This is a genomic window from Pseudomonas sp. ACN8, from assembly GCF_002303925.1.
In the GTDB taxonomy this organism is placed as follows: Bacteria; Pseudomonadota; Gammaproteobacteria; order Pseudomonadales; family Pseudomonadaceae; genus Aquipseudomonas.
On record NZ_MRCS01000018.1, the window covers coordinates 38,511 to 63,416 of the forward strand.

The window sequence follows — 24,906 nt, forward strand, 5'->3', positions numbered from 1 at the left end:
CTAGTTTAGAACCACCCAGCGCTGATTAATCAGCAACTCAATAGGGCGATATTGAGTCTTGTAGTTCATTTTTTTGCAGTTTTTGATCCAGTAGCCGAGGTAGACCGCCTCCAGTCCCAGCCGCCTGGCCTCGGCGATTTGCCAGAGAATCGCATAGCGCCCAAGGCTGCGGCGCTCTTCAGCCGGTTCGTAGAAGGTGTAGACCGCCGAAAGACCGTTCGGCAGTAAATCGGTCACGGCGACGGCCAGCAGCCGGCCGTTCAGGCGAAACTCATAAAATCTTGAAAACGGCAGGTCCCGCACCAGGAATGTCGAAAACTGGTCGCGACTCGGCGGGTACATGTCGCCATCGGCGTGACGCTGTTCGATATAGCGCTGGTAAAGGTCGAAGTACTCTTCGTTGAAGCCGGGCCTGGCCGGACGCACCTGCAAATCCGTGTTGCGCTTGAAGATGCGTTTCTGCTGCCGGTTGGGCGTGAACTGCCCCACGGGAATGCGCGCCGGAACGCAGGCATTGCAATTCTGGCAATGCGGCCGGTAGAGATGGTCGCCACTGCGACGAAACCCCATCTCCGACAGGTCTGCGTAGACATGCACATCCATGGGCTGACTAGGGTCGAGGAACAGGGTTGTGGCCTGCTCCTCGGGCAGATAACTGCAAGAGTGCGGCTGAGTGGCATAGAACTTCAAACGCGCCAACTCGGTCATGATCAACCCTCGGATAGTGCTTTTGAATAAGTGTAAGCCACACGGGCAAAAGTCGCTCAGCAAACCCAGGTGGCGGTGTTGGGTTGGTCCAGGTGCTGCGCAAGGTAATTGGCAAACTCGCGGCGCGCAATCGCCCGGGCGCCCAGACTGTGCAGGTGGTCGGTGGGCATCTGGCAGTCGATCAACACGAACCCCGAGTCTTTCAGATGCCGGACCAGTGTGGCAAAGCCGAATTTCGAGGCGTTGTCGGCAAGGCTGAACATGGACTCGCCGAAAAACAGCTGGCCCATTGCCAGGCCATATAACCCACCGACCAGTTCGTCCCCGTCCCACACTTCCACCGAGTGCGCATGCCCGCGCCTGTGCAGTTCGATGTAAGCGTCCTGCATGGCCTCGGTGATCCAGGTGCCGTCAGCATATTCCCGAGGGGCTGCACAGGCACGGATGACGGCGGCGAAGTCCTGGTCAAAGGTCACTTGATAGCGTTGCTGACGCAGCAGTTTGTTCAGGCTGCGCGAGACGTGCAATTCGTCGGGAAACAGAACCGTGCGTGGGTCCGGCGACCACCAGAGGATCGGCTGGCCTTCGGAAAACCAGGGGAAGCAACCGTGGCGATAAGCCGAGATCAGCCGATCGGCGGACAGGTCGCCCCCGGCAGCCAGAAGCCCGTTGGGGTCGCGCATGGCCTTTTCCAGCGGTGGGAAATGCAAGGTGTTGCGTTGTAACCAAGTCAGCATGGCATCCGGGCTTGCAGAAGGGGAGGGCAGTGGCGGGTTTTGGCCCGCCATAAAGTTTGCCTTTAAACGGCAGGAATGTCGTCGAGGTATTTTTCAGCGTCCAGCGCCGCCATGCAACCGGCCCCGGCAGACGTAACGGCCTGGCGATAAACGTGGTCGGCCACGTCGCCGGCGGCAAACACTCCGGCAATCGCCGTAGCGGTGGCATTGCCTTCGCTGCCACCCTTGACCAGCAGATACCCGTCGCGCATTTCCAGTTGGCCCGCGAACAGGTCGGTGTTGGGCTTATGGCCGATGGCGATAAACACCCCGGCCAGCGGCAGTTCCTTCGTTTCGCCGGTGTGGCTGTCCCGCAGGCGGGCGCCGGTCACGCCGCTGGCATCGCCGAGCACTTCGTCCAGGTTCTGGTTCCAGTGCAGGCGGATATTGCCATTGGCGGCTTTTTCGAAGAGTTTGTCCTGGAGGATCTTCTCCGAGCGCAGCTTGTCGCGGCGGTGAATCAGGTGCACTTCCTTGGCGATGTTCAACAGGTACAAGGCTTCTTCGACCGCTGTGTTGCCGCCGCCGACTACCGCAACCACCTGATTGCGATAGAAAAATCCATCGCAGGTCGCGCATGCAGACACTCCTTTGCCGGCAAACGCTTCTTCCGACGGCAGGCCCAGGTATTGCGCGGAGGCACCGGTGGCAATGATCAGTGCGTCGCAGGTGTAGATGCCGCCATCGCCGATCAGCTCGAACGGTCGTTGTTGCAACTTGGCGGTATGGATGTGGTCGTAAACGATCTCGGTGGCAAAGCGCTCGGCGTGTTTTTGCATGCGATCCATCAGCACCGGTCCGGTCAGGCCTTCAACGTCCCCTGGCCAGTTATCCACTTCAACGGTGGTGGTGAGTTGGCCGCCTGCCTGGATGCCGGTAATGACAACGGGCTTGAGGTTGGCACGGGCGGCATAAACGGCCGCGCTGTAACCAGCGGGGCCGGAGCCCAGGATAATCAGGCGTGAATGCTTCGCTTCGCTCATAAAAACACCTCATAAGCCTTTGTCACAAAAGAGAATGCATGCTCAAATTGAACAGCATGTCATATGCTTTTGACTATGCTACACCCAAGGATCTCAAGCATGGCGTCGTGCGTACAAACCCGTACAATGCCCTGCGTGTTACCTATATTCAGTGCGCGCCATGTTTATAAAAACCGGGGCGCAGTGTTAAAAGTAGTCCCGGTAACGCGTGTTAACTTTTTTACCTGCCTGGATTGGGCAGTTTTTTTGCAGTTTTTATAGACATTCATCAGATGGACGCGCCATAGGCGCAGGAAAAGAAGCGTTTTGAAGAAATCCACCGCAGCACCTAAACCAGCCGTCGTACCACTCTGGCGCCAGCACTTGCACTACCGACTCAAGGAAGGTGCGCTGATCGCCATCGGTGCCTTGTGCCTGTTCCTGATGATGGCCTTGTTGACCTATGGCAAGGATGATCCGGGCTGGAGTCATAACAGCAAGATCGACGACGTGCAGAACTTCGGCGGACCAGCGGGCTCCTACAGCGCCGATATCCTGTTCATGGTGCTGGGTTACTTCGCCTACATCTTCCCGTTGCTGCTGGCCGTCAAGGCGTACCAGATCTTCCGCCAGCGCCACGAACCGTGGCAATGGAGCGGCTGGTTGTTCTCCTGGCGCCTGATCGGCCTGGTGTTCCTGGTGCTGTCGGGCGCCGCCCTGGCCCATATCCATTTCCATGCCGCGACCGGTCTGCCGGCCGGTGCGGGCGGTGCGCTGGGGGAAAGCCTCGGCGAACTGGCCAGGAACGCCCTGAATATCCAGGGCAGCACGCTGTTGTTCATTGCCTTGTTCCTGTTCGGCCTGACCGTGTTTACCGACCTGTCGTGGTTCAAAGTGATGGACATCACTGGCAAGATCACCCTCGACCTGTTCGAACTGTTCCAGGGCGCCGCCAATCGCTGGTGGGCAGCCCGTACCGAGCGCAAACAGCTGGTCGCCCAGTTGCGTGAAGTCGACGACCGTATGGATGAAGTGGTCGCGCCGACCGTCACCGACAAGCGCGAGCAGGCCAAGGTCAAGGAGCGCCTGATCGAGCGTGAGCAAGCCCTGAGCAAGCACATGTCCGAGCGCGAGAAGCAGGTGCCGCCGGTGATTGCGCCCGCGCCGCCAAAGCCCGCCGCACCGAGCAAGCGTGTCGAAAAAGAGAAGCAGGCGCCACTGTTCGTCGACAGCGCCGTGGAAGGCACCTTGCCGCCGATCTCGATTCTCGACCCGGCGGAAAAGAAACAGCTCAATTACTCGCCCGAATCCCTGGCTGCGGTTGGCCACTTGCTGGAAATCAAGCTCAAGGAATTCGGCGTCGAAGTCACAGTGGATTCGATTCACCCGGGCCCGGTGATCACCCGTTACGAAATCCAGCCGGCGGCCGGGGTCAAGGTCAGCCGTATTTCCAACCTGGCCAAAGACCTTGCGCGCTCCCTGGCCGTGACCAGCGTGCGCGTGGTGGAAGTTATTCCGGGCAAGACCACGGTCGGTATCGAGATTCCCAACGAAGACCGGCAGATCGTGCGCTTCTCCGAGGTGTTGTCGACCCCCGAGTACGACAACTTCAAGTCGCCGGTCACCCTGGCCCTGGGCCACGACATCGGTGGCAAGCCGGTCATCACCGACCTGGCGAAAATGCCACATTTGCTGGTGGCCGGTACCACCGGTTCCGGTAAGTCGGTGGGTGTGAACGCGATGATCCTGTCGATCCTGTTCAAGTCCGGCCCGGAAGACGCCAAGCTGATCATGATCGACCCGAAAATGCTCGAACTGTCGATCTACGAAGGCATTCCGCACCTGCTGTGCCCGGTGGTCACCGACATGAAGGACGCCGCCAACGCCCTGCGCTGGAGCGTTGCCGAGATGGAGCGACGCTACAAGCTGATGGCCAAGATGGGTGTGCGAAACCTGTCGGGCTTCAACGCCAAGGTCAAGGAAGCCCAGGACGCCGGCGAGCCGTTGAGCGATCCGCTGTACAAGCGCGAAAGCATCCACGACGAAGCGCCGCTGCTGAGCAAGTTGCCGACCATCGTGGTCGTAGTCGACGAATTCGCCGACATGATGATGATCGTGGGCAAGAAGGTTGAAGAACTGATCGCCCGTATCGCGCAAAAGGCGCGTGCGGCCGGTATCCACTTGATCCTGGCTACCCAGCGTCCGTCGGTGGATGTGATCACCGGTCTGATCAAGGCCAACATCCCGACCCGCATGGCGTTCCAGGTATCGAGCAAGATCGACTCCCGGACCATCATCGACCAGGGCGGCGCCGAACAACTGCTGGGTCACGGTGACATGCTCTACATGCCGCCGGGCACCAGCCTGCCGATTCGTGTTCACGGTGCTTTCGTGTCCGACGATGAGGTTCACCGCGTGGTGGAAGCCTGGAAGCTGCGGGGCGCGCCGGAATACAACGACGACATTCTCAATGGGGTCGAAGAGGCGGGCAGCGGCTTTGAAGGCAGCAGCGGTGGCGGCGACGGAGACGATCCCGAGGCCGATGCGCTGTACGACGAAGCCGTGCAGTTCGTGCTGGAAAGCCGTCGCGCCTCCATTTCCGCGGTTCAGCGCAAGCTGAAGATCGGCTACAACCGTGCCGCGCGCATGATCGAAGCCATGGAAATGGCCGGGGTCGTGACGTCCATGAACACCAACGGTTCGCGTGAAGTCCTGGCCCCGGGCCCGGTGCGCGACTGACCCGAGTTTGAAAGGGGTGGTGCCTTCGGCGCCGCCCGCACTCCCACGAATGTTATGAGGACTCCCATGCGTCTGATCCGCATGCTGTTGCTGCCGGTACTGGCCTTGACCACGCTCCAGGCTAACGCCGATGACAAGGACGTGGCACGCCTGACCCAACTGCTGGAAAAATCCAAGACGCTGACGGCCAACTTTTCGCAGCTGACCCTCGACGGCAGCGGCACCCAGTTGCAGGAAACCAGCGGCGACATGACGCTGCAGCGCCCGGGCCTGTTCTACTGGCACACTAATGCGCCGGCCGAGCAGACCATGGTATCCGACGGCAAGAAAGTCACTCTGTGGGATCCGGATCTGGAACAGGCGACGATCAAGAAGCTGGACGAGCGTCTGACCCAGACCCCGGCTCTGCTGTTGTCCGGTGACGTGTCGAAGATCAGCCAGAGTTTCGACATCACCGCGAAAGAGGCCGGTGGCGTGATCGACTTCACCTTGAAGCCGAAAACCAAGGACACTCTGTTCGACAACCTGCGTCTGTCGTTCCGCAACGGTCTGCTCAACGACATGCAATTGATCGACAGCGTCGGCCAGCGCACCAACATCCTGTTCACCGGGGTGAAGGCCAACGAGCCGATCCCGGCGTCGAAGTTCAAGTTCGACATCCCCAAGGGTGCGGATGTAATTCAAGAGTAAAACGCCGAACCTTGTAGGAGCGAGCCTGCTCGCGATGAACTCCAGGACACCGCTGGGTGTCAGGCTGCCAGCGTTATCGTTGACGTCCATCGCGAGCAGGCTCGCTCCTACAGAATCGGCGTCAGACCCAGTGAGGTTTCAGAGATAGCCATGGACCTGTTTCGCAGCACCCCCATCGCCCAGCCTTTGGCCGCCCGCTTGCGTGCGGCCAATCTGGACGAGTACGTCGGTCAGGAGCACGTGCTCGCTCGCGGCAAGCCCTTGCGCGAAGCGCTGGAGCAGGGGGCCCTGCATTCGATGATTTTCTGGGGCCCGCCCGGGGTCGGCAAAACCACCCTGGCGCGATTGCTCGCGGAAGTCTCGGACGCGCACTTCGAAACGGTCTCGGCGGTGCTGGCCGGGGTCAAGGAGATCCGCCAATCGGTGGAAATCGCCAAGCAGCAGGCCGCGCAGTACGGCCGCCGCACCATCCTGTTCGTCGACGAAGTGCATCGCTTCAACAAGTCCCAGCAGGATGCGTTTCTGCCCTATGTCGAAGACGGCACGCTGATTTTCATCGGCGCGACCACGGAAAACCCCTCGTTCGAACTCAACAACGCCTTGCTCTCCCGGGCGCGGGTCTATGTGCTCAAGAGCCTCGACGAAGCGGCCCTGCGCAAACTGGTGCACCGTGCGCTGACCGAGGAGCGTGGCCTGGGCAAGCGAAACCTGACCCTCAGCGACGAAGGCTTCCAGATGCTGCTGTCGGCCGCCGATGGCGATGGCCGGCGCCTGCTCAACCTGCTGGAAAACGCCTCGGACCTGGCCGAGGACAACAGCGAGATCGGCACCGAGCTCCTGCAAAGCCTGCTTGGCGATACCCGCCGGCGGTTCGACAAGGGCGGTGAAGCGTTCTACGACCAAATCTCCGCGCTGCATAAATCGGTGCGCGGCTCCAACCCCGATGGTGCGCTGTACTGGTTTGCGCGGATGATCGACGGCGGTTGCGACCCCTTGTACCTGGCCCGGCGCGTGGTGCGCATGGCCAGCGAAGACATCGGCAATGCCGACCCCCGGGCCCTGAGCCTGTGCCTGGCGGCCTGGGAAGTGCAGGAACGCCTGGGCAGCCCCGAAGGCGAGCTGGCGGTGGCCCAGGCCATCACCTATCTGGCCTGCGCGCCAAAGAGCAACGCGGTGTACATGGGCTTCAAGACCGCACTGCGCGCCGCCGCCGAACACGGCTCGCTGGAAGTGCCGCTGCACCTGCGCAACGCGCCGACCAAGCTTATGAAACAGCTGGGTTATGGCGATGAATACCGTTATGCCCACGATGAGCCGGACGCCTATGCTGCCGGCGAAGACTATTTCCCGGAAGAACTCGACCCGATCCCGTTCTATCAGCCCGTGCCCCGTGGCCTTGAGTTGAAGATCGGAGAGAAGCTCAATCACCTGGCGAAACTCGACCGTTTAAGCCCAAGGCAGCGGAGAAAATAGTGCTTCCCTTGATCGTTGCGGTTTCCGTCGGCGGGATGGCCGGCACTCTGTTGCGCTTCGCCACCGGCAACTGGATCAACGCGAATTGGCCACGGCACTTCTATACCGCGACGCTGGCCGTTAATATCGTGGGCTGTTTGCTGATCGGCGTTTTATACGGTCTGTTTTTGATACGCCCGGAGGTGCCCATCGAGGTGCGTGCCGGGTTGATGGTCGGCTTCCTCGGGGGGCTGACGACTTTTTCATCCTTTTCACTGGATACGGTGCGCCTGCTGGAAAGCGGGCAAGTACCGCTGGCCCTGGGCTATGCGGCGCTCAGCGTATTCGGCGGGCTGCTTGCCACCTGGGCCGGCCTGTCCTTGACCAAACTTTGATAAACGAGAAACCGACATGCTCGATTCCAAACTGTTACGTAGCAACCTTCAGGACGTAGCGGACCGCCTGGCATCCCGTGGCTATACCCTGGATGTTGCGCGCATCGAAGCGCTGGAAGAACAGCGCAAGACCGTCCAGACCCGCACCGAAGCACTGCAGGCTGAACGTAATGCGCGCTCCAAATCCATCGGTCAGGCCAAGCAGCGCGGTGAAGACATCGCGCCGCTGATGGCGGACGTCGAGCGCATGGCGGGCGAATTGAGCGCCGGTAAAGTCGAACTGGACGCGATCCAGACCGATCTGGACTCGATCCTGCTGGGTATCCCCAACCTGCCGCACGAATCGGTACCGGTCGGCGAAGACGAAGACGGCAACGTCGAAGTGCGCCGCTGGGGCACCCCGACAGCCTTCGATTTCCCGGTTCAGGACCACGTCGCCCTGGGCGAGAAGTTCGGCTGGCTGGACTTCGAAACCGCCGCCAAGCTGTCCGGCGCCCGTTTCGCCCTGCTGCGCGGCCCGATTGCCCGTCTGCACCGCGCCCTGGCGCAGTTCATGATCAACCTGCACGTCACCGAGCACGGCTACGAAGAGGCCTACACGCCTTATCTGGTCCAGGCCCCGGCGCTGCAAGGCACCGGCCAGTTGCCGAAGTTCGAAGAAGACCTGTTCAAGATCGCGCGCGAAGGCGAAGCCGACCTGTACCTGATCCCGACCGCCGAAGTGTCGCTGACCAACATCGTCGCTGGTGAAATCGTCGATTCGAAACTGCTGCCGATCAAGTTCGTCGCTCACACACCGTGCTTTCGCAGTGAAGCCGGCGCATCGGGCCGCGACACCCGCGGCATGATCCGCCAGCACCAGTTCGACAAAGTCGAGATGGTGCAGATCGTCGAGCCGTCGCAGTCGATGCAAGCGCTGGAAGGCCTGACCGCCAACGCCGAGAAAGTCCTGCAACTGCTGGAACTGCCTTACCGCACCCTGGCACTGTGCACCGGCGACATGGGCTTCAGCGCGGTCAAGACTTACGACCTGGAAGTGTGGATCCCGAGCCAGGACAAGTACCGCGAAATCTCGTCGTGCTCCAACTGCGGCGACTTCCAGGCCCGCCGCATGCAGGCGCGTTTCCGCAACCCGGAAACCGGCAAGCCGGAACTGGTGCACACCCTGAACGGTTCCGGTCTTGCAGTCGGCCGTACCCTGGTCGCGGTATTGGAGAACTATCAGCAGGCCGACGGTTCGATCCGCGTGCCTGAAGTCCTCAAACCGTACATGGGTGGCCTCGAGGTTATCGGCTAAATGAACTATCTGCCGCTGTTTCACAACCTTCGCGGCAGTCGTGTGTTGGTCGTCGGCGGGGGGGAGATTGCCTTGCGCAAATCCCGCCTGCTGGCCGATGCCGGTGCGCTGCTGCGGGTGGTTGCACCTGAAATCGAAGCACAACTGCGCGAACTGGTTGCCGGCAGCGGTGGCGAGTGCCTGCTACGTGGCTACGCCGAGGCGGATCTGGACGGTTGCGGGCTGATCATTGCCGCCACCGACGACGAAACGCTGAACGCACAAGTCTCCGCCGATGCCCATCGGCGTTGCGTACCGGTCAATGTGGTGGACGCGCCAGCCCTGTGCAGCGTGATCTTCCCGGCCATCGTCGACCGTTCTCCGTTGATCATTGCAGTGTCCAGCGGCGGCGATGCGCCGGTGCTGGCGCGTTTGATTCGGGCCAAGATCGAAACCTGGATTCCTTCTACCTACGGTCACCTGGCCGGGCTGGCGGCGCGATTCCGTCATCAGGTCAAAGGCCTGTTTCCGGATGTGCAGCAGCGTCGGGCGTTCTGGGAAGATGTTTTCCAGGGACCGATTGCCGATCGGCAACTGGCCGGGCAGGGCGGTGAAGCCGAGCGCTTGCTCCAGGCGAAAATCGATGGCGAAGCGCCAGTGGCTACCGGTGAGGTCTATCTGGTGGGCGCAGGGCCAGGTGACCCCGACCTGCTGACGTTCAAGGCACTGCGTCTGATGCAGCAAGCTGACGTGGTGCTGTACGACCGCTTGGTGGCGCCAGCGATTCTCGAACTGTGCCGTCGCGACGCCGAGCGGGTTTACGTCGGCAAGCGTCGTGCTGATCATGCAGTGCCGCAGGATCAGATCAACCAGCAATTGGTGGACCTGGCCAAGCAAGGCAAGCGTGTGGTGCGATTGAAGGGCGGTGATCCGTTCATCTTCGGTCGTGGTGGCGAGGAGATCGAAGAATTGGCTGCCCATGGCATCCCGTTCCAGGTCGTGCCGGGGATCACGGCGGCCAGTGGTTGCGCGGCCTATGCCGGGATTCCGCTGACTCACCGCGATTATGCGCAGTCGGTGCGCTTTGTCACCGGGCACCTGAAGGACGGTTCCACCGATTTGCCCTGGGCCGATCTGGTGGCCCCGGCGCAAACCCTGGTGTTCTACATGGGGCTGGTGGGCTTGCCAATCATCTGCGAACAGTTGATCAAGCATGGTCGCGCCGCCGATACCCCGGCAGCGCTGATCCAGCAGGGCACCACGGTCAACCAGCGGGTGTTTACCGGCACCCTGGCGGACCTGCCACGCCTGGTGGCGGAGCATGAAGTGCATGCGCCGACATTGGTGATCGTCGGTGAAGTGGTGCAACTGCGCGAGAAACTGGCGTGGTTCGAAGGGGCTCAATCAGACGTCTGAGTACCGCGTCGACCTCAATCGCGAGCAGGCTCGCTCCTACAGGGGACTTGTGTCGTTTACACATCCCCTGTAGGAGCGAGCCTGCTCGCGATGGGGCCTTCAAAACCTGCACAAATCTCAACCCCTGCGCCAAACCACTTTGCCGCTCAACCGCTCCCGATCATGGGCCGCGGTGAAGTCCTGGGCTGGCCCTTTTGGCACCACGCCCGTCGGGTTGATGGTGCGGTGGCTGGCGTAGTAGTGGTTTTTGATGTGGGTGAAGTCCACCGTCTCGGCGATCCCCGGCCACTGATAAATCTCCCGCAGCCAGTTCGACAGGTTCGGATAATCGGCAATCCGCTGCAGGTTGCACTTGAAGTGCCCGTAGTACACCGCATCGAAGCGAATCAGCGTGGTGAACAGGCGGATGTCCGCTTCGGTCAGGTACTCGCCAGCCAGATAACGGTTGGCGCCCAGCAGCAGCTCCAGGCGGTCCAGTTCGGCAAATACCTCATCGAAAGCTTGTTCATAAGCCTGTTGCGAGGTGGCAAAGCCGGCGCGGTACACGCCATTGTTCACCGCCGGATAAATCCGCTCGTTCAACGCATCGATCTCACCGCGCAACGGCGCCGGGTAGAAGTCGAGGTCGTTAGCGGTCAGATCGTCGAAGGCGCCATTGAACATGCGGATGATTTCCGATGATTCATTGTTGACGATGCGATTCTGTTGTTTGTCCCACAGCACCGGTACGGTGACGCGGCCGGTGTAGTCGGCGGTGTCGGCGGTGTAGCGCTGGTGCATGAAGGCGAAGTGATCGAGCTTGTCGCCGGTCGAGCCAAGGTGCTGGTCGAAGGTCCAGCCGTTTTCCAGCATCAACCAGCTGACCACCGAGACGTCGATCAGCCTTTCGAGGCCTTTGAGTTTGCGCAGGATCAGCGTGCGATGGGCCCACGGACAGGCCAGCGACACGTACAGGTGATAGCGCCCGGGCTCGGCCGCAAAACCACCGACGCCGGTAGGTCCTGGCTTGCCGTCAGCGGTCAACCAGTTGCGACGCTGCGCCTGTTCACGCTGGAACGCGCCGTCCTTGCTGCTTTCGTACCACTTGTCCTGCCAGCGGCCATCCACTAACAAACCCATGTTCAAGACTCCTTAAACCCATAATCGATGGAGTCGAGTCTATTCCGATGAGTTCGAACAAAAAGCGCAAAGATCGGGCGCGAATGATCGATTAAATCGATTTGTCCCGCGCGGCCCAGTATTTTTCAGCGGTTTCGAAGGCCTGTTCGCGGCTCTGTCCCAAGCCACGCAGGGCCAGGGCCATGGTCGAGATCAGGGCCATTTGCGGGTAACTGTCGACCACATCGCCACGCCAGACCGCTCTCAAATGTTCAGGGTCAAGCGAGGCAGGTTTGACGTGACGCTGCGCCGACAACTGCGGCCATTCCTCGTCCCAGCTCTCGCCGCCGGTGGTGCCGTACAGGTGGCTGTCGGCGTCCGGGTTGATCTCGATCTCGCCGCCATCGCCCTTGATCACGATGGCGGTGTCACCCAGCAGGCCGCTGGCATCGCGATGCACGGCCTGATAGCCAGGGTGGAAAATGCTCTGCAGACCGCAACGGGCGCCCAGCGGATTGAGGATCCGCGCCAGGGAGTGGATCGGCGAGCGCAGGCCCAGGGTGTTGCGCAGGTCGATCATGCGTTGCAGCTGTGGCGCCCAGTCCATCAAAGGCATGAAGGCCAGGCCGCCGTTATCCAGTGCCGAACCCACCTGTTGCCAGTCGCGGCACAGCGGGATGTTCAATTCACCCAGCAGTTGTTCGCTGTACAGGCGACCGGCCGTGTGGGCGCCGCCGCCGTGCATGAAAATCCGCACGCCGTTTTGCGCCAGGCACTTGGCGGCCAGGAGATACCACGGCAGATGACGCTTCTTGCCGGCATAGGTCGGCCAGTCCAGATCCACCGCCAGCGCCGGAGGATTCAGGCGTTCGCGCAGGGCTTCGGTGAAACCGGCCATTTCCTCGGCGCTTTCTTCCTTGTGCCGCAGCAACATCAGGAACGCGCCGAGCTGGGTTTCCTCGACCTTTTCATCAAACACCATGCCCATGGCTTCGCGGGCCTCGACCCGGGTCAGGTCACGGGCGCCGCGCTTGCCTTTGCCAAGGATCCGCACGAACTGGGCGAACGGATGCTCGGCGGGCGTTTCGAGTGTCAGTGCTGGGTAATCGGTCATAAGCAATTCGTCGGTTTGGGCAGGCCCGCCAGTTTCGCGGCGAGTTTGGCGGGAGTGCCTTTGAACAGTCGGTTCAGGTGCAGGCTGTTGCCTTTTTCCGGGCCGAGTTTCAGGGCGGTGTATTTGATCAGCGGTCGGGTGGCCGGTGACAGCTGGAATTCGGCGTAGAAACTGCGCAGCAGTTCGAGGACTTCCCAGTGTTCGGGCGTCAACTCGATGTCTTCGGCAGCCGCCAGGGCACTGGCCACATCGGCGGACCAGTCACTGAGTTCGACCAGGAAACCGTCCTTGTCCAGTTCGATGGCGCGGGCGCCGACCGTCAATGCATTCATAGCCAACTGTTGACCTTGTCGTAGTGAATCGACAGTTCGACGAAGGCCGGGTAATCGATGGCGTTGGTCCAGTCTGGAACTGCAAGCGCACGGGCCTGGGCATCTTCGGCCAGCACGAACAGCTTCAGGCCGCGTGCGCTGAGCGCCTTGAACGGCGCGGTGCCTGGTTGCAACGCATAGGTGGCATCACCGGACAACAGCAACCCGTCGTTGGCGCCGATCACGCGCAGGCAACTGGTCAGGCGTTCGTCGCCGAAAGGGGAATGAGACAACACATGCAAAGTCGACATCAGAGGGTGATCACCTGGTCGTAACGGTCAATGAGGGCGGTGATTTCGTGGGCGGTCAACACTTGGGCTTCTTCCAGCGACAGGCCGCTCGGGTCCAGGCCGCGCTGGGCGATGCTGTCTCCGCAGGCAAACAGTTCCTCGACACCGAACATCGGCAGGGCTTGCAGGTTGGCGCTCAGGTCTTTCTGTTGCAGGGCCCTGGCGTTCTGACTGGCGGCCAACTGGAACACGCCGTCATCGAGAAACAACAGGCCGATCGGCAGGTCGAAGGCGCCCCCTGCCAGCACGATGTCCAGTGCTTCCCGCGCGCCCGGGCCGGACCATGGCGACTGGCGGCTGACGATCAATATGGATTTGGCCATGTCATGCGCCTCCGAAACAGATCAGACGGCCGGCATCCTGCGCCGCGTCATGTAACTGGCCGAGGCCGGACAATTCCCACGGCGCACCGACGGCAACCGCCTCGCGCTGATAACGCCTGGCTTCTTCCTCGTTCAACACGCCACGACGCAGCGCGGCAGCGATGCACACCACCCCATCGAGTCGATGGTCGCTGACGAATGCCCGCCATTGCTTGGGCAAGTCCGGTTCATCCTGGGGCGTGACCACGCTGGCGGACGCGTTGTAGACGCCGTCCTGGTAGAAAAACAGCCGGACAATCTCGTGCCCGCCAGCCAGCGCGGCCTGGGCGAACAGCAGGGCGCGGCGCGAGGAGGGCGCGTGGGGGGCGGAAAATACGGCGATGGCGAACTTCATGACGGACTCGATCAGCGAAACTGTGGCCATGATAATGCTTTATCGGCGGGGCGGCTAAAGTGATGTTGTCTGCGCGGGCCTCTTCGCGGGCAAGCCCGTTCCCACAGTGATCTGTGCCATGCCAAAGATTGCGGTATGACCACAAAACCTGTGGGAACGGGCTTGCCCGCGATGACAGCCTGGAGGACACCGCTCAGTGCGGACTTGAACGCGGTTGCGGTTCTATCCCGTACAGGTCGCAATACTCCAGCCAATCCATCCCGGCCATTTCCGCGACTTCGCGGTGTACTTCAAGGCGCTGGGCCTCATAGTCCTGAGGGGTGGCGGTGGTCAATTTGAGGGTCAGTTCCCAGGCGAACAGTCCGAGGCGCTCGGCTTCGGCTTCGAAGGCCTCATGCAAGCGTTCGTCACGGTACTGCGCCAGCGTTTCGCCCTTGACCTGGGCCAGCAACGGGTTGAGATGATCGAGGTCGTGGCGCAACTCGGGGCGCTCATCGAGAAATCTCTTGAGTGCTTGCTCATGCTGCTGTTCGGTTGCCGCCATGGTCGCTCCTTGAGAACCGATTACGAGGATTGCTTCTTGCCGGCCTTGGCCGCTGCCGCCAGGCATTCGAGGGCGAACTGTTCGGTGTAGGTCATCTGGATCGGCGTGGTTTCGCCTTTGACGGTTCTTTCGCCGTCGAGGATGTAGCGAATCCGCTTGTCGGTGACGCCGATTCGCTTGGCAATCCAGGACGGCGTCTGACCGATCTGGCTGATCAGCTTGTCGGCATATTCAGTGCTCGGTTTGTAGAACTCGGCATTAGGTGTCATCAGATTTCCAGTCAGGGGTGCGATGGGGCGTTATTGGCGCGACAGGGTGCGCGAATCGTTGCGCGCTGTCGCGGTATAAATGCAGTAAAGCAGAACGATACGGGCTGCCGGGGTGATAAAGTCCGCTTTTTCCCGATGAGTGAATGCAATGCGAATTCTGATGGTGGCGCTGGCCGTGACGTTGCTGGCCGGATGCGCCGGCTCGACGATGAACGACGCCCGCACCAAAGCCCCGTACAAGACCTTGAACTCGGAAAAACCGGGAAAAGACGTCGCCCAGTGCGTGCAGTTTTCCTGGCAGGACGAGGCTGTGTTCGGCGTCGATGCGGCTGCCTATTTGCAGCCAGGGGAGAAGGGCGGCACGACGGTTTACACCCGCTCGGCGGAGTCCTTCGTCGACGTGACCACCGATGCCTCGGGCACGGTGTTGAGCTATTACGCGCAGAAGGACGATTTCGTGGCCAAACGCCGGCTGGCGGCGTTGGCGACTTGTCTGTGATTTGAAGGTTTATTGCATACCCCTGTAGGAGCGAGCCTGCTCGCGATAGCGGTAAGTCAGTCGACATCAATGTTGAATGACAGTCCGCCATCGCGAGCAGGCTCGCTCCTACAGGGGTTTTGTGTGTTGGTCAGTAATTCAGGCGCTTCTGGAAGAAGTAGTGCTTGTGGCCCGGCGGGTAATCGGCAATGTGCCCGATCTCGCTGTAGCCGCATTTCTTGTAGAACCCAGGTGCCTGGAATTCGAAGGTGTCGAGCCACAGCCCGACGCAGCGTCGTTCCCGCGCCAGGTCCTCGGCCATCTGCATCAGTCGCGAACCCAGGCCCTGTCCCCGGGCCTGCTCCGGCACCACCAGCAAGTCGATGTACAGCCACTGGTAAAACAATCGTCCATGCAGGCCGCCGAGGATCTCGTCGTTGTCGTCGCGCACCAGCAAGGCGATGTGCTCAGGCACGTTACCTTCGGCCTTCGAGCCGTTGTAGGCGCGCAAGGGTTTGAGGATGGCCTGGCGTTGTTCTTCCGTGGGGTTTTTCGACAGTTCGATACGCAGGTTCATGGCTATATCCTTATGGCAGTGAAACCGCAGCCTAACGTGGTCGCCGCCAATGTTCCATCAGTACCCGGCAGGTGGAACCGTCGCCTGCGCGCAGATGTCATTCATTAGTACGCGTCATTCCAGAGTGCGACCGATGAGGACACGCCGTGAATATCTTCGAAGCCCTGCGCGAAAGCCATGAACGCCAACGTACCTACGCCAAAGCCCTGATCCACACCAGCGGCGACAGCCCCGAACGTGTCGAGGCCTACAAACGACTCAAGTCTGAATTGCAGGCTCACGCCACGGCCGAAGAGCGGCATTTCTACATCCCGTTGATGGAGTTCGACAACGGAGTCGACCTCAGCCGTCATGGCATTGCCGAACATCACGAAATGGATGAAATGATGGAAGAACTGGACGACACCGAGATGTCCAGCCCGGCCTGGCTGGTGGCCGCTAAAAAGCTCTCGGAGAAGGTGCATCACCACCTCGAGGAAGAAGAGCAGAAGTTCTTCCAGATGGCCGGCAAGCTGCTCGATGACAAACAGAAAGAGTCGTTGGCCGGACAATACGAGAAGGAGTACAAGGCGCAGCTTGCCTGAGGGGGCAAAGGCTGTCCGTTTTCACTTAACATAGGGCCCTTCAGACCAATAACAGGACGCGTTGTCATGTCGAACACTGCCGAGCGGGTCAACATCCTGGAGTCTCAGGTGCTGTCCCACGACTGGTACCTGCTCAAGAAAATCACCTTCGATTACCAACGCAACAATGGCGAGTGGCAACGCCAGGTCCGGGAGGTTTACGACCGTGGCAATGGCGCGGCGATTCTCCTGTACAACCGCGAAAAGAAAACTGTGGTACTGACTCGACAATTTCGCCTGCCGGTGTTCGTCAACGGTCACGATGGGCTGTTGATCGAAGTGGCGGCGGGGCTGCTGGAAGGCGCGGCGCCTGAAGACCGTATCCGCGATGAAGCGGAGGAAGAGACGGGTTACCGCGTGCACCATGTGCAGAAGGTGTTCGAGGCGTACATGAGCCCCGGTTCGGTGACGGAAAAACTGCACTTCTTCATTGCCGAATACGACGCGAAGTCGAAAGTCAGCGACGGTGGTGGGCTGGAGGCGGAAACCGAAGAGCTGGAAGTGCTGGAGTGGACGTTCGATAACGCGCTCGAAGCGTTTTACCGTGGCGAAATCTGCGACGCCAAGACCATCATGCTGTTGCAGTATGCAGCGATGAAAAACCTCTTCGCCCAAGCATGATCAAAAGCCTGGCAGGCGTGCCGTGCCAGGCCATTGCCCACCCTCCAGCGTCAGCAACAACGCCTTCGCCTCAAGCCCACCGGCAAACCCGGTGAGCTTGCCCGACGCGCCAATCACCCGGTGACACGGCGCCACGATCGAAATCGGGTTCTTGCCATTCGCCGCACCCACCGCCCTGACCGCCGCCGGGTTGCCGATCTGTTCGGCGATCTGGCTGTAGCTGCGGGTCTCGCCGAACGGGATGGTCAGCAGCGCCGCCCAGACCTTCTTCTGGAATTCCGTGCCGGCAAAATCCAGATCCAGTTCGAAGCGATCGCGGGTGCCGGAAAAATATTCGCGTAGCTGCGCAGCCGTGCGCACCAGGATCGGATTGTCCGGCGCTTCGCTCATCGGCCCCAGGCGCACCCGGCCCGGTTTGTCGTTTTCCCAGAGGATGGCCGCCAGTCGTGAACCGTTCGCGACCAGCTTCAACTGGCCCACGGGTGAAGACACGGTGGTGCAGGTAGAGGTCATGCCAGGGCTCGCGCAAAATTGCTGAACAAGCGTTAAGGATACTGCCTCGACGGGGAGGCGCAATACGTAATCCCGACCATACTTGGCAACGGCTTTTGAAACGTTTCCCTGTTTAATGACAAGAAGAGACCGACTCATGAAGTACGAACCTTTTGCCAAATCGCTGATTGCGACCTCGTTGGCGCTCAGCTGCCTGACCGCCCATGCCGCCTCCGTGGCCCCGGCTACCGGGGAAAACGGCATGGTGGTCACGGCCCAGCACCTGGCCAGCCATGTCGGTGTGGATGTGCTGAAGAACGGCGGCAACGCCGTGGATGCGGCGGTCGCGGTCGGCTATGCGCTGGCGGTGGTGTACCCCGCGGCAGGCAACCTCGGCGGCGGTGGTTTCATGACCATTCAACTGGCGGACGGGCGCAAGACCTTCCTCGACTTCCGTGAAAAAGCGCCGCTGGCCGCCACCGCCAACATGTACCTGGACAAGGAGGGCAACGTCGTTCCCGATCTGAGTACCCGTGGCCACCTGGCCGTGGGCGTGCCAGGTACCGTTTCGGGCATGGAACTGGCGTTGTCCAAGTACGGCACCAAACCACGCAAGGAAATCATCGCCCCGGCCATCAAGCTGGCCGAAGACGGCTTTGTGCTGGAGCAGGGGGATGTCGATCTGCTGGACTACGCCACTGACATGTTCAAGAAGGACATCAAGGATTCCGGCGCGATCTTCCTGAGCAAAGGCGAGCCGATGCAGGTCGGCCAGAAACTGGTGCAAAAGGACCTGAGCAAGACCTTGCGGGAGATCTCCGAGAACGGCGCCGACGGTTTCTATAAAGGTTGGGTGGCCGACGCCATCGTCACCTCCAGCCAGGCCAACAAGGGCATCATCACCCAGGCCGATCTCGACAAATACAAGACCCGTGAACTGGCGCCCATCGAGTGCGACTACCGTGGCTACCACGTGGTTTCCGCACCGCCACCGAGTTCCGGCGGCGTGGTGATCTGCGAAATCATGAACATCCTCGAAGGCTATCCGATGAAGGATCTGGGCTATCACTCGGCCCAGGGCATGCACTATCAGATCGAAGCGATGCGCCACGCCTATGTGGACCGCAACAGCTATCTGGGCGACCCGGATTTCGTGAAGAACCCGATTGCCCACTTGCTGAATAAAAACTACGCGACCAAGCTGCGCGAAGCGATCAAGCCGCAAAAAGCCGCGATTTCCAGTGAACTCAAACCCGGTGTAGCGCCCCATGAAGGCAGCAACACCACGCATTACTCCATCGTCGACAAGTGGGGCAACGCGGTGTCGGTGACCTACACCCTCAATGACTGGTTCGGTGCCGGCGTGATGGCGAGCAAGACCGGGGTCATCCTCAACGATGAAATGGACGACTTCACCTCGAAGATCGGCGTACCGAACATGTACGGCCTGGTGCAGGGCGAGGCCAACGCCATCGCACCCGGCAAGGCGCCGCTGTCGTCCATGAGCCCGACCATCGTCACCAAGGACGGCAAAGTGGTGATGGTGGTCGGTACGCCGGGTGGCAGCCGCATCATCACCGCGACCTTGCTGACCATGCTCAACGTGATCGACTACGGCATGAACATCCAGGAAGCGGTGGATGCACCGCGTTTTCACCAGCAGTGGCTGCCGGAGGAAACCAACCTGGAAGCCTTCACCACCAGCCCGGACACAGTGAAAATCCTCGAAAGCTGGGGCCACAAGTTTGCTGGTCCACAGGATGCCAACCACCTGGCGGCGATCCTGGTCGGCGCGCCGTCCCTGGGTGGCAAGCCGGTCGGCAATAACCGTTTCTACGGGGCGAACGACCCACGGCGTAACACCGGGTTGTCGCTCGGTTATTGAGGGTTGTGTCCGGAGGGGGACGGGCTTATGTTCGTCCCCTGATCCATCGACGATTCAAGGAAGGAAATCATGACCACTGCGTTGTTAATCATCGACGTCCAACAGGCTTTGTGTTCCGGTGAGTACGAGTGCTTCGAGATTGGACGAGTCATCAATACCATCAATGACCTGTCTGCCCGGGCGCGCAAGGCGGGAGTGCCCGTGGTGCTGATCCAGCACGAAGAAGCGGGCAGCCCGCTGGCCCATGGCGCTGCCGGCTGGCAACTGGCTGAAGGTCTGGAAACCTCGCCAAAGGACCATCGCGTGCGCAAGACTACCGGGGATTCGTTCTACCAGACCAACCTGCAAAAACTGTTGCCGAAAGAGGACTTCGAGCGCCTGGTCATCTGCGGCCTGCAGACCGATTATTGCGTCAACGCCACCGTGCGCCAGGCCCTGAAACTGGGCTACGACGTGGTGCTGGCGGGCGACGCGCATTCCACCGTCGACAACGGCAACCTGACCGCCGAAGACATCATCGCCGAGCACAACAAGGACCTGAAGCGCCTGACCGGTTCCGTGGCGCGGATCGACGTAGTCCCGGCCAAGGACATCCACTTCTGAACCCACCACATTCTCTGTAGGAGCGAGCTCGCTCGCGAAAAACCTGAGAGCAACGCGTTTTATCCAGAAAACACGTGCCATTGTTCGCGACCATCGCGAGCAAGCTCGCTCCTACAGTAATCCCGGTTGACCCACCAACCCTGTGGGAGCCAGCCTGCTGGCGATGGCGTCATTACAGAGACTGACTCATCGCTCCTGCACCGCCCCGAAAATCTCGATCAGCTCATTCAGAAACGCACTCACCAGGTCCCGCTGCCGCGCCGAATGCCGCACCGCCGCATGAAAGCTCACCTCATAGCGCAACAGATCCGGGTTCAGCGGGTGTAACTGCCCTAGTTGTTCATGGCGGGTGGCGTAGTGCTGCGGCAGAAACCCCAGGTGCTGACCGGACAGGATCAGCAGGGCCGCGCCGTCCATGCTGTCGGTGAGCACGGTCAGGCGCTCGATGGACGTGGGGGCCGGCATTTCCGGCAGGGGATGGCTCGGCCAGACCCAGTCGAACCCGCTGACATCTTCCCGGGTCAGTGCGCCGACTTGTCCGAACAGCGGGTGCGAGGGCGCGCAATAGGCGATCTGGGTTTCCGGGAACAGCGGGAAATAATCGATGCTGGGCAGGCGATGCCAGAAGTAACCGATGGCCAGGTCGATATGGCCGTTGATGATTTTTTCTTCCAGCAGCGACGACGACAGTTCGGTGAAATGGAAGTACAGCCCTTCGTGCCGCGCCCGCAAACGGGCAATGGCCTGGCCGATTTTCCTGTTCGCCACCGGGTCGATTTGCCCCAGCAGGCCGATGTTGATGCTGCCCGAGACTTTTCGATTGATGTGCTGCACCTCGACCCGGAAACCTTCGGCCGCCGCCAGCAAGCGTCGGGCCGCGTCAATGAACTGAGTGCCTTTGGGCGTTACCGAAAACCCGCCGCGCCCGCGTTCGCACAGACGGAAACCGACCCGGGCTTCCAGCGTCGCCAGCTGCGCGCTGATCGTGGGTTGCGTGGTGTTGAGGGCGGTTTGTGCCGCCGAGATGCCGCCCGCTTCGACGACGGTCAGAAATACCCGGATCAGGCGCAGATCCAGTTCCGTTACAGTTCCCAGCATGGGGTCTCCCGATTCTCGCTTACATAGATGCTGATCTATGTGAACAGTGTGCCTGCGATATTTTACTGCCCGGACTCACGCCCTACATTGCCGTGAAACCAGCGTCATCGTCAGTTTTTTCTGGAGTTTCACCTGAACTGGACGTCGTAGCGAGCGCTATACCCACAAAAACAACAAACAACAGCATAGGAACAATCGTATGTCAGGTTCCCCAGTGTCTGCGCACGCCACCGAGGCGAGCGGCGGGTTGGCCATCGAAGGCCACTCCATCGACTACATCCCGGAAAACGAACGTCACGCCAAACTCAGCAGTCAGGGCCCTTTCTGGTTCCTGGGCAACTTCCACTTCTTCACCATCTCCATCGGTTTTGTCGGCCCGAGCCTCGGCCTGTCTGCGCTGTGGACCATGCTCGCCGGTGCCCTGGGCATTATGTTCGGCACCATCTTCATGGCGTTCCACGGCTCACAAGGCCCGGAAATGGGCCTGCCGCAGATGATCCAGTCCCGCGCCCAGTTCGGCTATCGCGGGGTGATCCTGGCGTTGATGGCGACGATGTTTGTGTTCGTCGGCTTCAACGTGGTGAACATCTCGCTGATCATGAACGGCCTTGAACATGTGTTCGGCATCGACCCGACCATCGTCGCCGTGGCCGTAGTGCTGATCGGCGCGCTGTTGTCGATCTACGGCCACGACCTGATGCACAAGGCCTTCAAGTGGGCCTTGCTGGCGACCTTGCCGCTGTACGCACTGGTGACCATCGCCCTGATGTTCGGCGCGGGCCAGGAAGGCGTCACGCCAGCGGCCGACCTGGGCTTCAACTGGGTGGCCTTCGCCACGCTGTTCGCCATCGGTGCCAGCTACAACATTTCCTATGCCCCCTACGTGTCTGACTATTCCCGTTACCTGCCGAAAAACACCAGCCGGGCGAAACTGATCGCGGCGGTGTTCATTGGCGCCTCGTTGTCCGGCAGCTGGATGATCGGACTCGGCGCCTGGCTGGCGCAGGAGCTGAAAGCGGCGGATGCGCTGGTGGCGTTGAACCAGGTCGGCTCCTCGATGGTGCCGGGGCTGGGCAATCTGCTGGTGATCGTCTCGGTGGCGGGCTTCCTGCCGATCATCGCCCTCAACACCTACAGCGCCATGCTGACGCTGCTGACCGGTGTCGACTCGATCAGGAAAATCACCCCGACACCCCGCGCCCGTGTGCTGTCGATCAGTGTGATCAGCGTCATTCTGTTGACCTGCGTGCTGTCGATCAAAGGTGACGGCATCGCGCTGTTGAACACCTTCCTGGTGCTGTTGCTGTACTTCCTCGTGCCGTGGACCGCCGTCAACCTGGTGGACTACTTCTTCGTGCGCAAGGGCCGCTACGCGATCCCGCATTTCTTCACGCCGAAGGGCATCTACGGCGCCTGGCAATTTCGCGGCATCGTCTCGTACCTGATCGGCTTCGCCGCCATGGTGCCGTTCTTCTACATCTACGATGCCGCCGCCGGCAAAGAGGTCTTCGTCGGCCCGCTGGCGCGAGTGCTGGAAGGCGTGGACATCGCCTGGCTGGTGGGCCTGGTGGTGTCGGGCCTGACGTATTACCTGCTCAGCCGTTCGATCGATCTGGCCGCCGAACGCCGGGTGATCGACGCGCTGAGTGAAAGCGACATCGTCGCCATGACCTATTCATCTGCGGAGGCAGGGCGTTGAACAGCGTAAAAAATACCGTGGTCGCCTGTTGTCAACTGGCACCGAGAATCGGCGACCTGGCCTACAACCGCACGCTCACCGAACGCGCGATCCGCCGGGCAGCCTTACAGGGCGCGCAAGTCGTGGTGCTGCCCGAGCTGGTGCAGAGCGGCTATCTGTTCGCTGACCGCTTTGAGGCGCTGTCGCTGGCGGAAACCGTGGACGGCCCGACCTTGCAACTGTGGCAGGCCCTGGCCCGTGAGCTGAACCTGGTGATCGTCGGCGGATTCTGCGAGCGCCTGCCCGGTGATGAACTGGCCAACAGCGCGGCGATGATCGACGCCAACGGCCTGCGCGCGGTGTACCGCAAGGCGCATCTGTGGGATGCGGAGAAGGACATCTTCACCGCTGGCGATGCGCCGCCACCGGTAGTCGAAACGGTGCATGGGCGGCTGGGCATGCTGATCTGCTACGACCTGGAGTTCCCCGAGTGGGTGCGTCTTGCGGCGCTGGCCGGGGCCGATCTGCTGTGCGCGCCGGTCAACTGGCCCGACGGTCCGCGGCCGCAGACCGAGCGCCCGGCCGAAGTGCTGCGGGTGCAGGCCAATGCCTCGGTCAACCGCATGTTCATCGCCGCCTGTGATCGTTATGGCCATGAGCGTGGAGTCGGCTGGGTGCAAGGCTCGGTCATCGTCGATGCCGATGGCTACCCGTTGGCCGGGCCGGCGGAGCAGGGCGGCGAGCAGATGTTGCTGGCCACCCTGAACCTCGCCGAGGCGCGCAACAAGCGCATCAGTGCCCGCAATGATCTGCACAAGGACCGCCGACCATCGTTGTACGGGTTGCACAGCGGTTTGTAACTGCTGATGTCAAAGTGCGCTGGACCCCTTCCCGAGCCTATGGCATCGTCCAGACGACAAAAACCATGCAGTGAACGGGATCGCAATGATTGAGGAGGAGATCAAGGCCGGCGACAACACGTCCATGGCCACGCTGAAGGCGTTCAATCGCTGCGTGTTGCACGTTGGACGGCTGGCGCGGGAAAGTGGCGCGTCGCGCTTCATCGCCGACGGTTTGCAGGCATTCGGTCAACTGGTGCCGTTTGCGTCGGCCTGGTGGGGCGAAATGTCTACGCCGGGTCCCAATGTCGTCCCGCAGAGCTGGATGCACGGCAGCATCAATCTCCCTGAATCCTTTGCCGCCGAATGGCATCCGGTGGCGGCAAACGATCAGTTCTCCCATACCACCCTGAGTCAACCCGGCGAGGTGGTGCGTGATAAAGGGTTCAACGACCCGTGCGAAGCCGTCAACGATTTCGCCCGGCGTTACGATCTCTACCACTTGATGGGCATCACCTTTGAGTTGCCCGAGAGTGGCTTGATGTTCTTCGTTTGTCTCTACCGCGGCCAGCACGAACAGCATTTCGATGAACACGAGGCCGAGCTGTTTTCGGCATTCTGCGATCACCTGTTCCAGCTGTGGCGGTTCCAGGTGCAGGACATGATTCGCTTCGACACCGATGACGGCGCAAGCGACTTCGGTGTTGCGCGCATGGACGGCAGCCTGCTGTATGTCGGCGCCCGACTGTGCGCAGCGATTCAGCGTGAACTGCCCGGCTGGAACGGTTCAATGCTGCCGGTCGAAGTTGTCTCACAGTTGCAAAAAGCGCCCTGCGTGGTTCGTTTGGGCCGCTGCGCGTTGACCCTGAGCCCCAATGCCGAACATGTCATCTTGTCCCTCGAAGCGCCATCACGGGCCGAAGGCCTGGCGCCTCGGGAACGCACGGCGGCGATGTTGTTCGCCGCCGGCCATTCCTATAAGGAAATCGCCAAACTCCTGTCCCTTAGCCCGGCGACCGTGCGTACCTACCTGCGCAATTGCTATTTGCAGCTCGGCGTGAAAAGCAAGGTGGAACTGGGTTCGGTCCTGCGTTCGCCCGGTTCGTTGATTGAGTCTGCGCGCCGCGATTAATCGCGTCATTTCAACTATTTGCCTCACCCCTCCTCATTTGCAGAGGTCCATTCGAACGCTGCG

General features: G+C 60.9%; 28 protein-coding genes. 14 read left to right on the top strand and 14 right to left on the bottom strand.

The genetic code is table 11. The features are described from left to right. The 3 genes from BSF44_RS12265 to trxB all read right to left on the bottom strand — a co-directional run bounded on the left by BSF44_RS12265 (position 1) and on the right by trxB (position 2,467). Positions 1-708 carry an arginyltransferase gene (locus BSF44_RS12265; protein ID WP_095943726.1) on the bottom strand — a complete coding sequence of 236 codons (708 nt, stop codon included), beginning with the start codon at positions 706-708 and terminating at the stop codon, positions 1-3. 56 nt (positions 709-764) lie between these two features. Next, positions 765-1,445: a leucyl/phenylalanyl-tRNA--protein transferase gene (aat, locus tag BSF44_RS12270; protein ID WP_095943788.1), complete on the bottom strand. Its 681-nt coding sequence runs from the start codon at positions 1,443-1,445 to the stop codon at positions 765-767. A 62-nt stretch (positions 1,446-1,507) separates the two neighbouring features. Then, the gene (gene trxB, locus BSF44_RS12275; RefSeq protein ID WP_095943727.1) at positions 1,508-2,467 is read right to left on the bottom strand and encodes a thioredoxin-disulfide reductase; all 960 of its coding nucleotides are present in this window, start codon (positions 2,465-2,467) and stop codon (positions 1,508-1,510) included. 306 nt (positions 2,468-2,773) lie between these two features. Here trxB and BSF44_RS12280 point away from each other — a divergent pair, with 306 nt between their 5' ends. The 6 genes from BSF44_RS12280 to cysG all read left to right on the top strand — a co-directional run bounded on the left by BSF44_RS12280 (position 2,774) and on the right by cysG (position 10,414). Next, positions 2,774-5,185: a DNA translocase FtsK gene (locus BSF44_RS12280; RefSeq protein WP_095943728.1), complete on the top strand. Its 2,412-nt coding sequence runs from the start codon at positions 2,774-2,776 to the stop codon at positions 5,183-5,185. A gap of 66 nt (positions 5,186-5,251) precedes the next feature. Then, complete coding sequence (gene lolA / locus BSF44_RS12285; RefSeq protein ID WP_095943729.1) at positions 5,252-5,875, top strand: outer membrane lipoprotein chaperone LolA; 624 nt, start codon at positions 5,252-5,254, stop codon at positions 5,873-5,875. Positions 5,876-6,025: 150 nt separating this feature from the next. Then, on the top strand, positions 6,026-7,348 hold the full coding sequence (locus BSF44_RS12290) for a replication-associated recombination protein A (RefSeq protein WP_095943730.1): 1,323 nt from the start codon (positions 6,026-6,028) through the stop codon (positions 7,346-7,348). After that, complete coding sequence (gene crcB, locus BSF44_RS12295; RefSeq protein ID WP_008049383.1) at positions 7,348-7,722, top strand: fluoride efflux transporter CrcB; 375 nt, start codon at positions 7,348-7,350, stop codon at positions 7,720-7,722. The genes BSF44_RS12290 and crcB overlap by 1 nt, the downstream gene beginning before the upstream one ends. Positions 7,723-7,738: 16 nt before the next feature. Further along, positions 7,739-9,019 carry a serine--tRNA ligase gene (gene serS, locus BSF44_RS12300; protein ID WP_095943731.1) on the top strand — a complete coding sequence of 427 codons (1,281 nt, stop codon included), beginning with the start codon at positions 7,739-7,741 and terminating at the stop codon, positions 9,017-9,019. Further along, positions 9,020-10,414: a siroheme synthase CysG gene (gene cysG / locus BSF44_RS12305; protein ID WP_095943732.1), complete on the top strand. Its 1,395-nt coding sequence runs from the start codon at positions 9,020-9,022 to the stop codon at positions 10,412-10,414. 117 nt (positions 10,415-10,531) lie between these two features. On the opposite strand, the gene BSF44_RS12310 is transcribed toward cysG, so the two are convergent. From BSF44_RS12310 to BSF44_RS12345, 8 genes are all read right to left on the bottom strand, one after another. Beyond that, the gene (locus BSF44_RS12310; RefSeq protein WP_095943733.1) at positions 10,532-11,533 is read right to left on the bottom strand and encodes a glutathione S-transferase family protein; all 1,002 of its coding nucleotides are present in this window, start codon (positions 11,531-11,533) and stop codon (positions 10,532-10,534) included. Between the two features lie 91 nt (positions 11,534-11,624). After that, positions 11,625-12,626, bottom strand: coding sequence for a glycosyl transferase family protein (locus BSF44_RS12315; protein ID WP_095943734.1), 1,002 nt, complete (start codon positions 12,624-12,626; stop codon positions 11,625-11,627). Beyond that, complete coding sequence (locus BSF44_RS12320; protein WP_046037873.1) at positions 12,623-12,958, bottom strand: TusE/DsrC/DsvC family sulfur relay protein; 336 nt, start codon at positions 12,956-12,958, stop codon at positions 12,623-12,625. The genes BSF44_RS12315 and BSF44_RS12320 overlap by 4 nt, the downstream gene beginning before the upstream one ends. Next, positions 12,955-13,248, bottom strand: coding sequence for a sulfurtransferase complex subunit TusB (gene tusB / locus BSF44_RS12325; RefSeq protein WP_095943735.1), 294 nt, complete (start codon positions 13,246-13,248; stop codon positions 12,955-12,957). The genes BSF44_RS12320 and tusB overlap by 4 nt, the downstream gene beginning before the upstream one ends. Beyond that, positions 13,248-13,610 (bottom strand): sulfurtransferase complex subunit TusC, encoded by a 363-nt coding sequence (tusC, locus tag BSF44_RS12330; RefSeq protein WP_095943736.1) that lies wholly within the window; start codon positions 13,608-13,610, stop codon positions 13,248-13,250. The genes tusB and tusC overlap by 1 nt, the downstream gene beginning before the upstream one ends. A gap of 1 nt (position 13,611) precedes the next feature. Further along, the gene (gene tusD / locus BSF44_RS12335; protein ID WP_095943789.1) at positions 13,612-14,004 is read right to left on the bottom strand and encodes a sulfurtransferase complex subunit TusD; all 393 of its coding nucleotides are present in this window, start codon (positions 14,002-14,004) and stop codon (positions 13,612-13,614) included. 193 nt (positions 14,005-14,197) lie between these two features. Next, on the bottom strand, positions 14,198-14,548 hold the full coding sequence (locus BSF44_RS12340; RefSeq protein ID WP_095943737.1) for a DUF6388 family protein: 351 nt from the start codon (positions 14,546-14,548) through the stop codon (positions 14,198-14,200). Positions 14,549-14,568: 20 nt separating this feature from the next. Beyond that, positions 14,569-14,817, bottom strand: a complete 249-nt coding sequence (locus BSF44_RS12345) for a hypothetical protein (protein WP_008049352.1) — start codon at positions 14,815-14,817, stop codon at positions 14,569-14,571. 148 nt (positions 14,818-14,965) lie between these two features. Between BSF44_RS12345 and BSF44_RS12355 the strand changes: the two genes are divergently transcribed. Further along, complete coding sequence (locus BSF44_RS12355) at positions 14,966-15,316, top strand: hypothetical protein (protein ID WP_095943739.1); 351 nt, start codon at positions 14,966-14,968, stop codon at positions 15,314-15,316. A gap of 130 nt (positions 15,317-15,446) precedes the next feature. Here BSF44_RS12355 and BSF44_RS12360 read toward each other — a convergent pair whose 3' ends face one another. Then, positions 15,447-15,872: a GNAT family N-acetyltransferase gene (locus BSF44_RS12360; RefSeq protein WP_095943740.1), complete on the bottom strand. Its 426-nt coding sequence runs from the start codon at positions 15,870-15,872 to the stop codon at positions 15,447-15,449. A 146-nt stretch (positions 15,873-16,018) separates the two neighbouring features. Between BSF44_RS12360 and BSF44_RS12365 the strand changes: the two genes are divergently transcribed. Further along, positions 16,019-16,456, top strand: a complete 438-nt coding sequence (locus BSF44_RS12365; RefSeq protein ID WP_095943741.1) for a hemerythrin domain-containing protein — start codon at positions 16,019-16,021, stop codon at positions 16,454-16,456. A 66-nt stretch (positions 16,457-16,522) separates the two neighbouring features. Continuing rightward, on the top strand, positions 16,523-17,116 hold the full coding sequence (locus BSF44_RS12370; RefSeq protein ID WP_095943742.1) for an NUDIX domain-containing protein: 594 nt from the start codon (positions 16,523-16,525) through the stop codon (positions 17,114-17,116). Here the strand turns inward: BSF44_RS12370 and BSF44_RS12375 are convergent, their stop codons facing one another. Beyond that, positions 17,117-17,629, bottom strand: a complete 513-nt coding sequence (locus BSF44_RS12375) for a methylated-DNA--[protein]-cysteine S-methyltransferase (protein WP_095943743.1) — start codon at positions 17,627-17,629, stop codon at positions 17,117-17,119. 136 nt (positions 17,630-17,765) lie between these two features. On the opposite strand from BSF44_RS12375, the gene ggt reads away from it, so the two are divergent. Next, positions 17,766-19,493 carry a gamma-glutamyltransferase gene (ggt, locus tag BSF44_RS12380; RefSeq protein WP_095943744.1) on the top strand — a complete coding sequence of 576 codons (1,728 nt, stop codon included), beginning with the start codon at positions 17,766-17,768 and terminating at the stop codon, positions 19,491-19,493. 69 nt (positions 19,494-19,562) lie between these two features. After that, entirely contained in the window at positions 19,563-20,096 is a 534-nt protein-coding gene (locus BSF44_RS12385) for a cysteine hydrolase family protein (protein ID WP_095943745.1), read from the top strand. 186 nt (positions 20,097-20,282) lie between these two features. Here the strand turns inward: BSF44_RS12385 and BSF44_RS12390 are convergent, their stop codons facing one another. Continuing rightward, positions 20,283-21,194, bottom strand: coding sequence for a LysR family transcriptional regulator (locus tag BSF44_RS12390; RefSeq protein ID WP_095943746.1), 912 nt, complete (start codon positions 21,192-21,194; stop codon positions 20,283-20,285). Between the two features lie 199 nt (positions 21,195-21,393). Here BSF44_RS12390 and BSF44_RS12395 point away from each other — a divergent pair, with 199 nt between their 5' ends. The 3 genes from BSF44_RS12395 (at position 21,394) to BSF44_RS12405 (ending at position 24,843) form a co-directional block, all read left to right on the top strand. Next, entirely contained in the window at positions 21,394-22,893 is a 1,500-nt protein-coding gene (locus tag BSF44_RS12395) for a cytosine permease (protein WP_095943747.1), read from the top strand. Further along, on the top strand, positions 22,890-23,732 hold the full coding sequence (locus BSF44_RS12400) for a nitrilase-related carbon-nitrogen hydrolase (protein ID WP_095943748.1): 843 nt from the start codon (positions 22,890-22,892) through the stop codon (positions 23,730-23,732). The genes BSF44_RS12395 and BSF44_RS12400 overlap by 4 nt, the downstream gene beginning before the upstream one ends. A gap of 85 nt (positions 23,733-23,817) precedes the next feature. Continuing rightward, positions 23,818-24,843, top strand: a complete 1,026-nt coding sequence (locus BSF44_RS12405; RefSeq protein WP_256589065.1) for a helix-turn-helix transcriptional regulator — start codon at positions 23,818-23,820, stop codon at positions 24,841-24,843. Positions 24,844-24,906: the final 63 nt, after the last annotated feature.

Bases quoted from the DNA above. Each gene is read 5' to 3' on its own strand.
- BSF44_RS12265 (WP_095943726.1), bottom strand. From the start codon at position 708: ATGACCGAGTTGGCGCGTTTGAAGTTCTATGCCACTCAGCCGCACTCT.
- aat (WP_095943788.1), bottom strand. From the start codon at position 1,445: ATGCTGACTTGGTTACAACGCAACACCTTGCATTTCCCACCGCTGGAA.
- trxB (WP_095943727.1), bottom strand. From the start codon at position 2,467: ATGAGCGAAGCGAAGCATTCACGCCTGATTATCCTGGGCTCCGGCCCC.
- lolA (WP_095943729.1), top strand. From the start codon at position 5,252: ATGCGTCTGATCCGCATGCTGTTGCTGCCGGTACTGGCCTTGACCACG.
- BSF44_RS12290 (WP_095943730.1), top strand. From the start codon at position 6,026: ATGGACCTGTTTCGCAGCACCCCCATCGCCCAGCCTTTGGCCGCCCGC.
- serS (WP_095943731.1), top strand. From the start codon at position 7,739: ATGCTCGATTCCAAACTGTTACGTAGCAACCTTCAGGACGTAGCGGAC.
- cysG (WP_095943732.1), top strand. From the start codon at position 9,020: ATGAACTATCTGCCGCTGTTTCACAACCTTCGCGGCAGTCGTGTGTTG.
- BSF44_RS12310 (WP_095943733.1), bottom strand. From the start codon at position 11,533: ATGGGTTTGTTAGTGGATGGCCGCTGGCAGGACAAGTGGTACGAAAGC.
- BSF44_RS12315 (WP_095943734.1), bottom strand. From the start codon at position 12,626: ATGACCGATTACCCAGCACTGACACTCGAAACGCCCGCCGAGCATCCG.
- BSF44_RS12320 (WP_046037873.1), bottom strand. From the start codon at position 12,958: ATGAATGCATTGACGGTCGGCGCCCGCGCCATCGAACTGGACAAGGAC.
- tusB (WP_095943735.1), bottom strand. From the start codon at position 13,248: ATGTCGACTTTGCATGTGTTGTCTCATTCCCCTTTCGGCGACGAACGC.
- tusC (WP_095943736.1), bottom strand. From the start codon at position 13,610: ATGGCCAAATCCATATTGATCGTCAGCCGCCAGTCGCCATGGTCCGGC.
- tusD (WP_095943789.1), bottom strand. From the start codon at position 14,004: ATGAAGTTCGCCATCGCCGTATTTTCCGCCCCCCACGCGCCCTCCTCG.
- BSF44_RS12340 (WP_095943737.1), bottom strand. From the start codon at position 14,548: ATGGCGGCAACCGAACAGCAGCATGAGCAAGCACTCAAGAGATTTCTC.
- BSF44_RS12345 (WP_008049352.1), bottom strand. From the start codon at position 14,817: ATGACACCTAATGCCGAGTTCTACAAACCGAGCACTGAATATGCCGAC.
- BSF44_RS12355 (WP_095943739.1), top strand. From the start codon at position 14,966: ATGCGAATTCTGATGGTGGCGCTGGCCGTGACGTTGCTGGCCGGATGC.
- BSF44_RS12360 (WP_095943740.1), bottom strand. From the start codon at position 15,872: ATGAACCTGCGTATCGAACTGTCGAAAAACCCCACGGAAGAACAACGC.
- BSF44_RS12370 (WP_095943742.1), top strand. From the start codon at position 16,523: ATGTCGAACACTGCCGAGCGGGTCAACATCCTGGAGTCTCAGGTGCTG.
- BSF44_RS12375 (WP_095943743.1), bottom strand. From the start codon at position 17,629: ATGACCTCTACCTGCACCACCGTGTCTTCACCCGTGGGCCAGTTGAAG.
- ggt (WP_095943744.1), top strand. From the start codon at position 17,766: ATGAAGTACGAACCTTTTGCCAAATCGCTGATTGCGACCTCGTTGGCG.
- BSF44_RS12385 (WP_095943745.1), top strand. From the start codon at position 19,563: ATGACCACTGCGTTGTTAATCATCGACGTCCAACAGGCTTTGTGTTCC.
- BSF44_RS12390 (WP_095943746.1), bottom strand. From the start codon at position 21,194: ATGCTGGGAACTGTAACGGAACTGGATCTGCGCCTGATCCGGGTATTT.
- BSF44_RS12395 (WP_095943747.1), top strand. From the start codon at position 21,394: ATGTCAGGTTCCCCAGTGTCTGCGCACGCCACCGAGGCGAGCGGCGGG.
- BSF44_RS12405 (WP_256589065.1), top strand. From the start codon at position 23,818: ATGATTGAGGAGGAGATCAAGGCCGGCGACAACACGTCCATGGCCACG.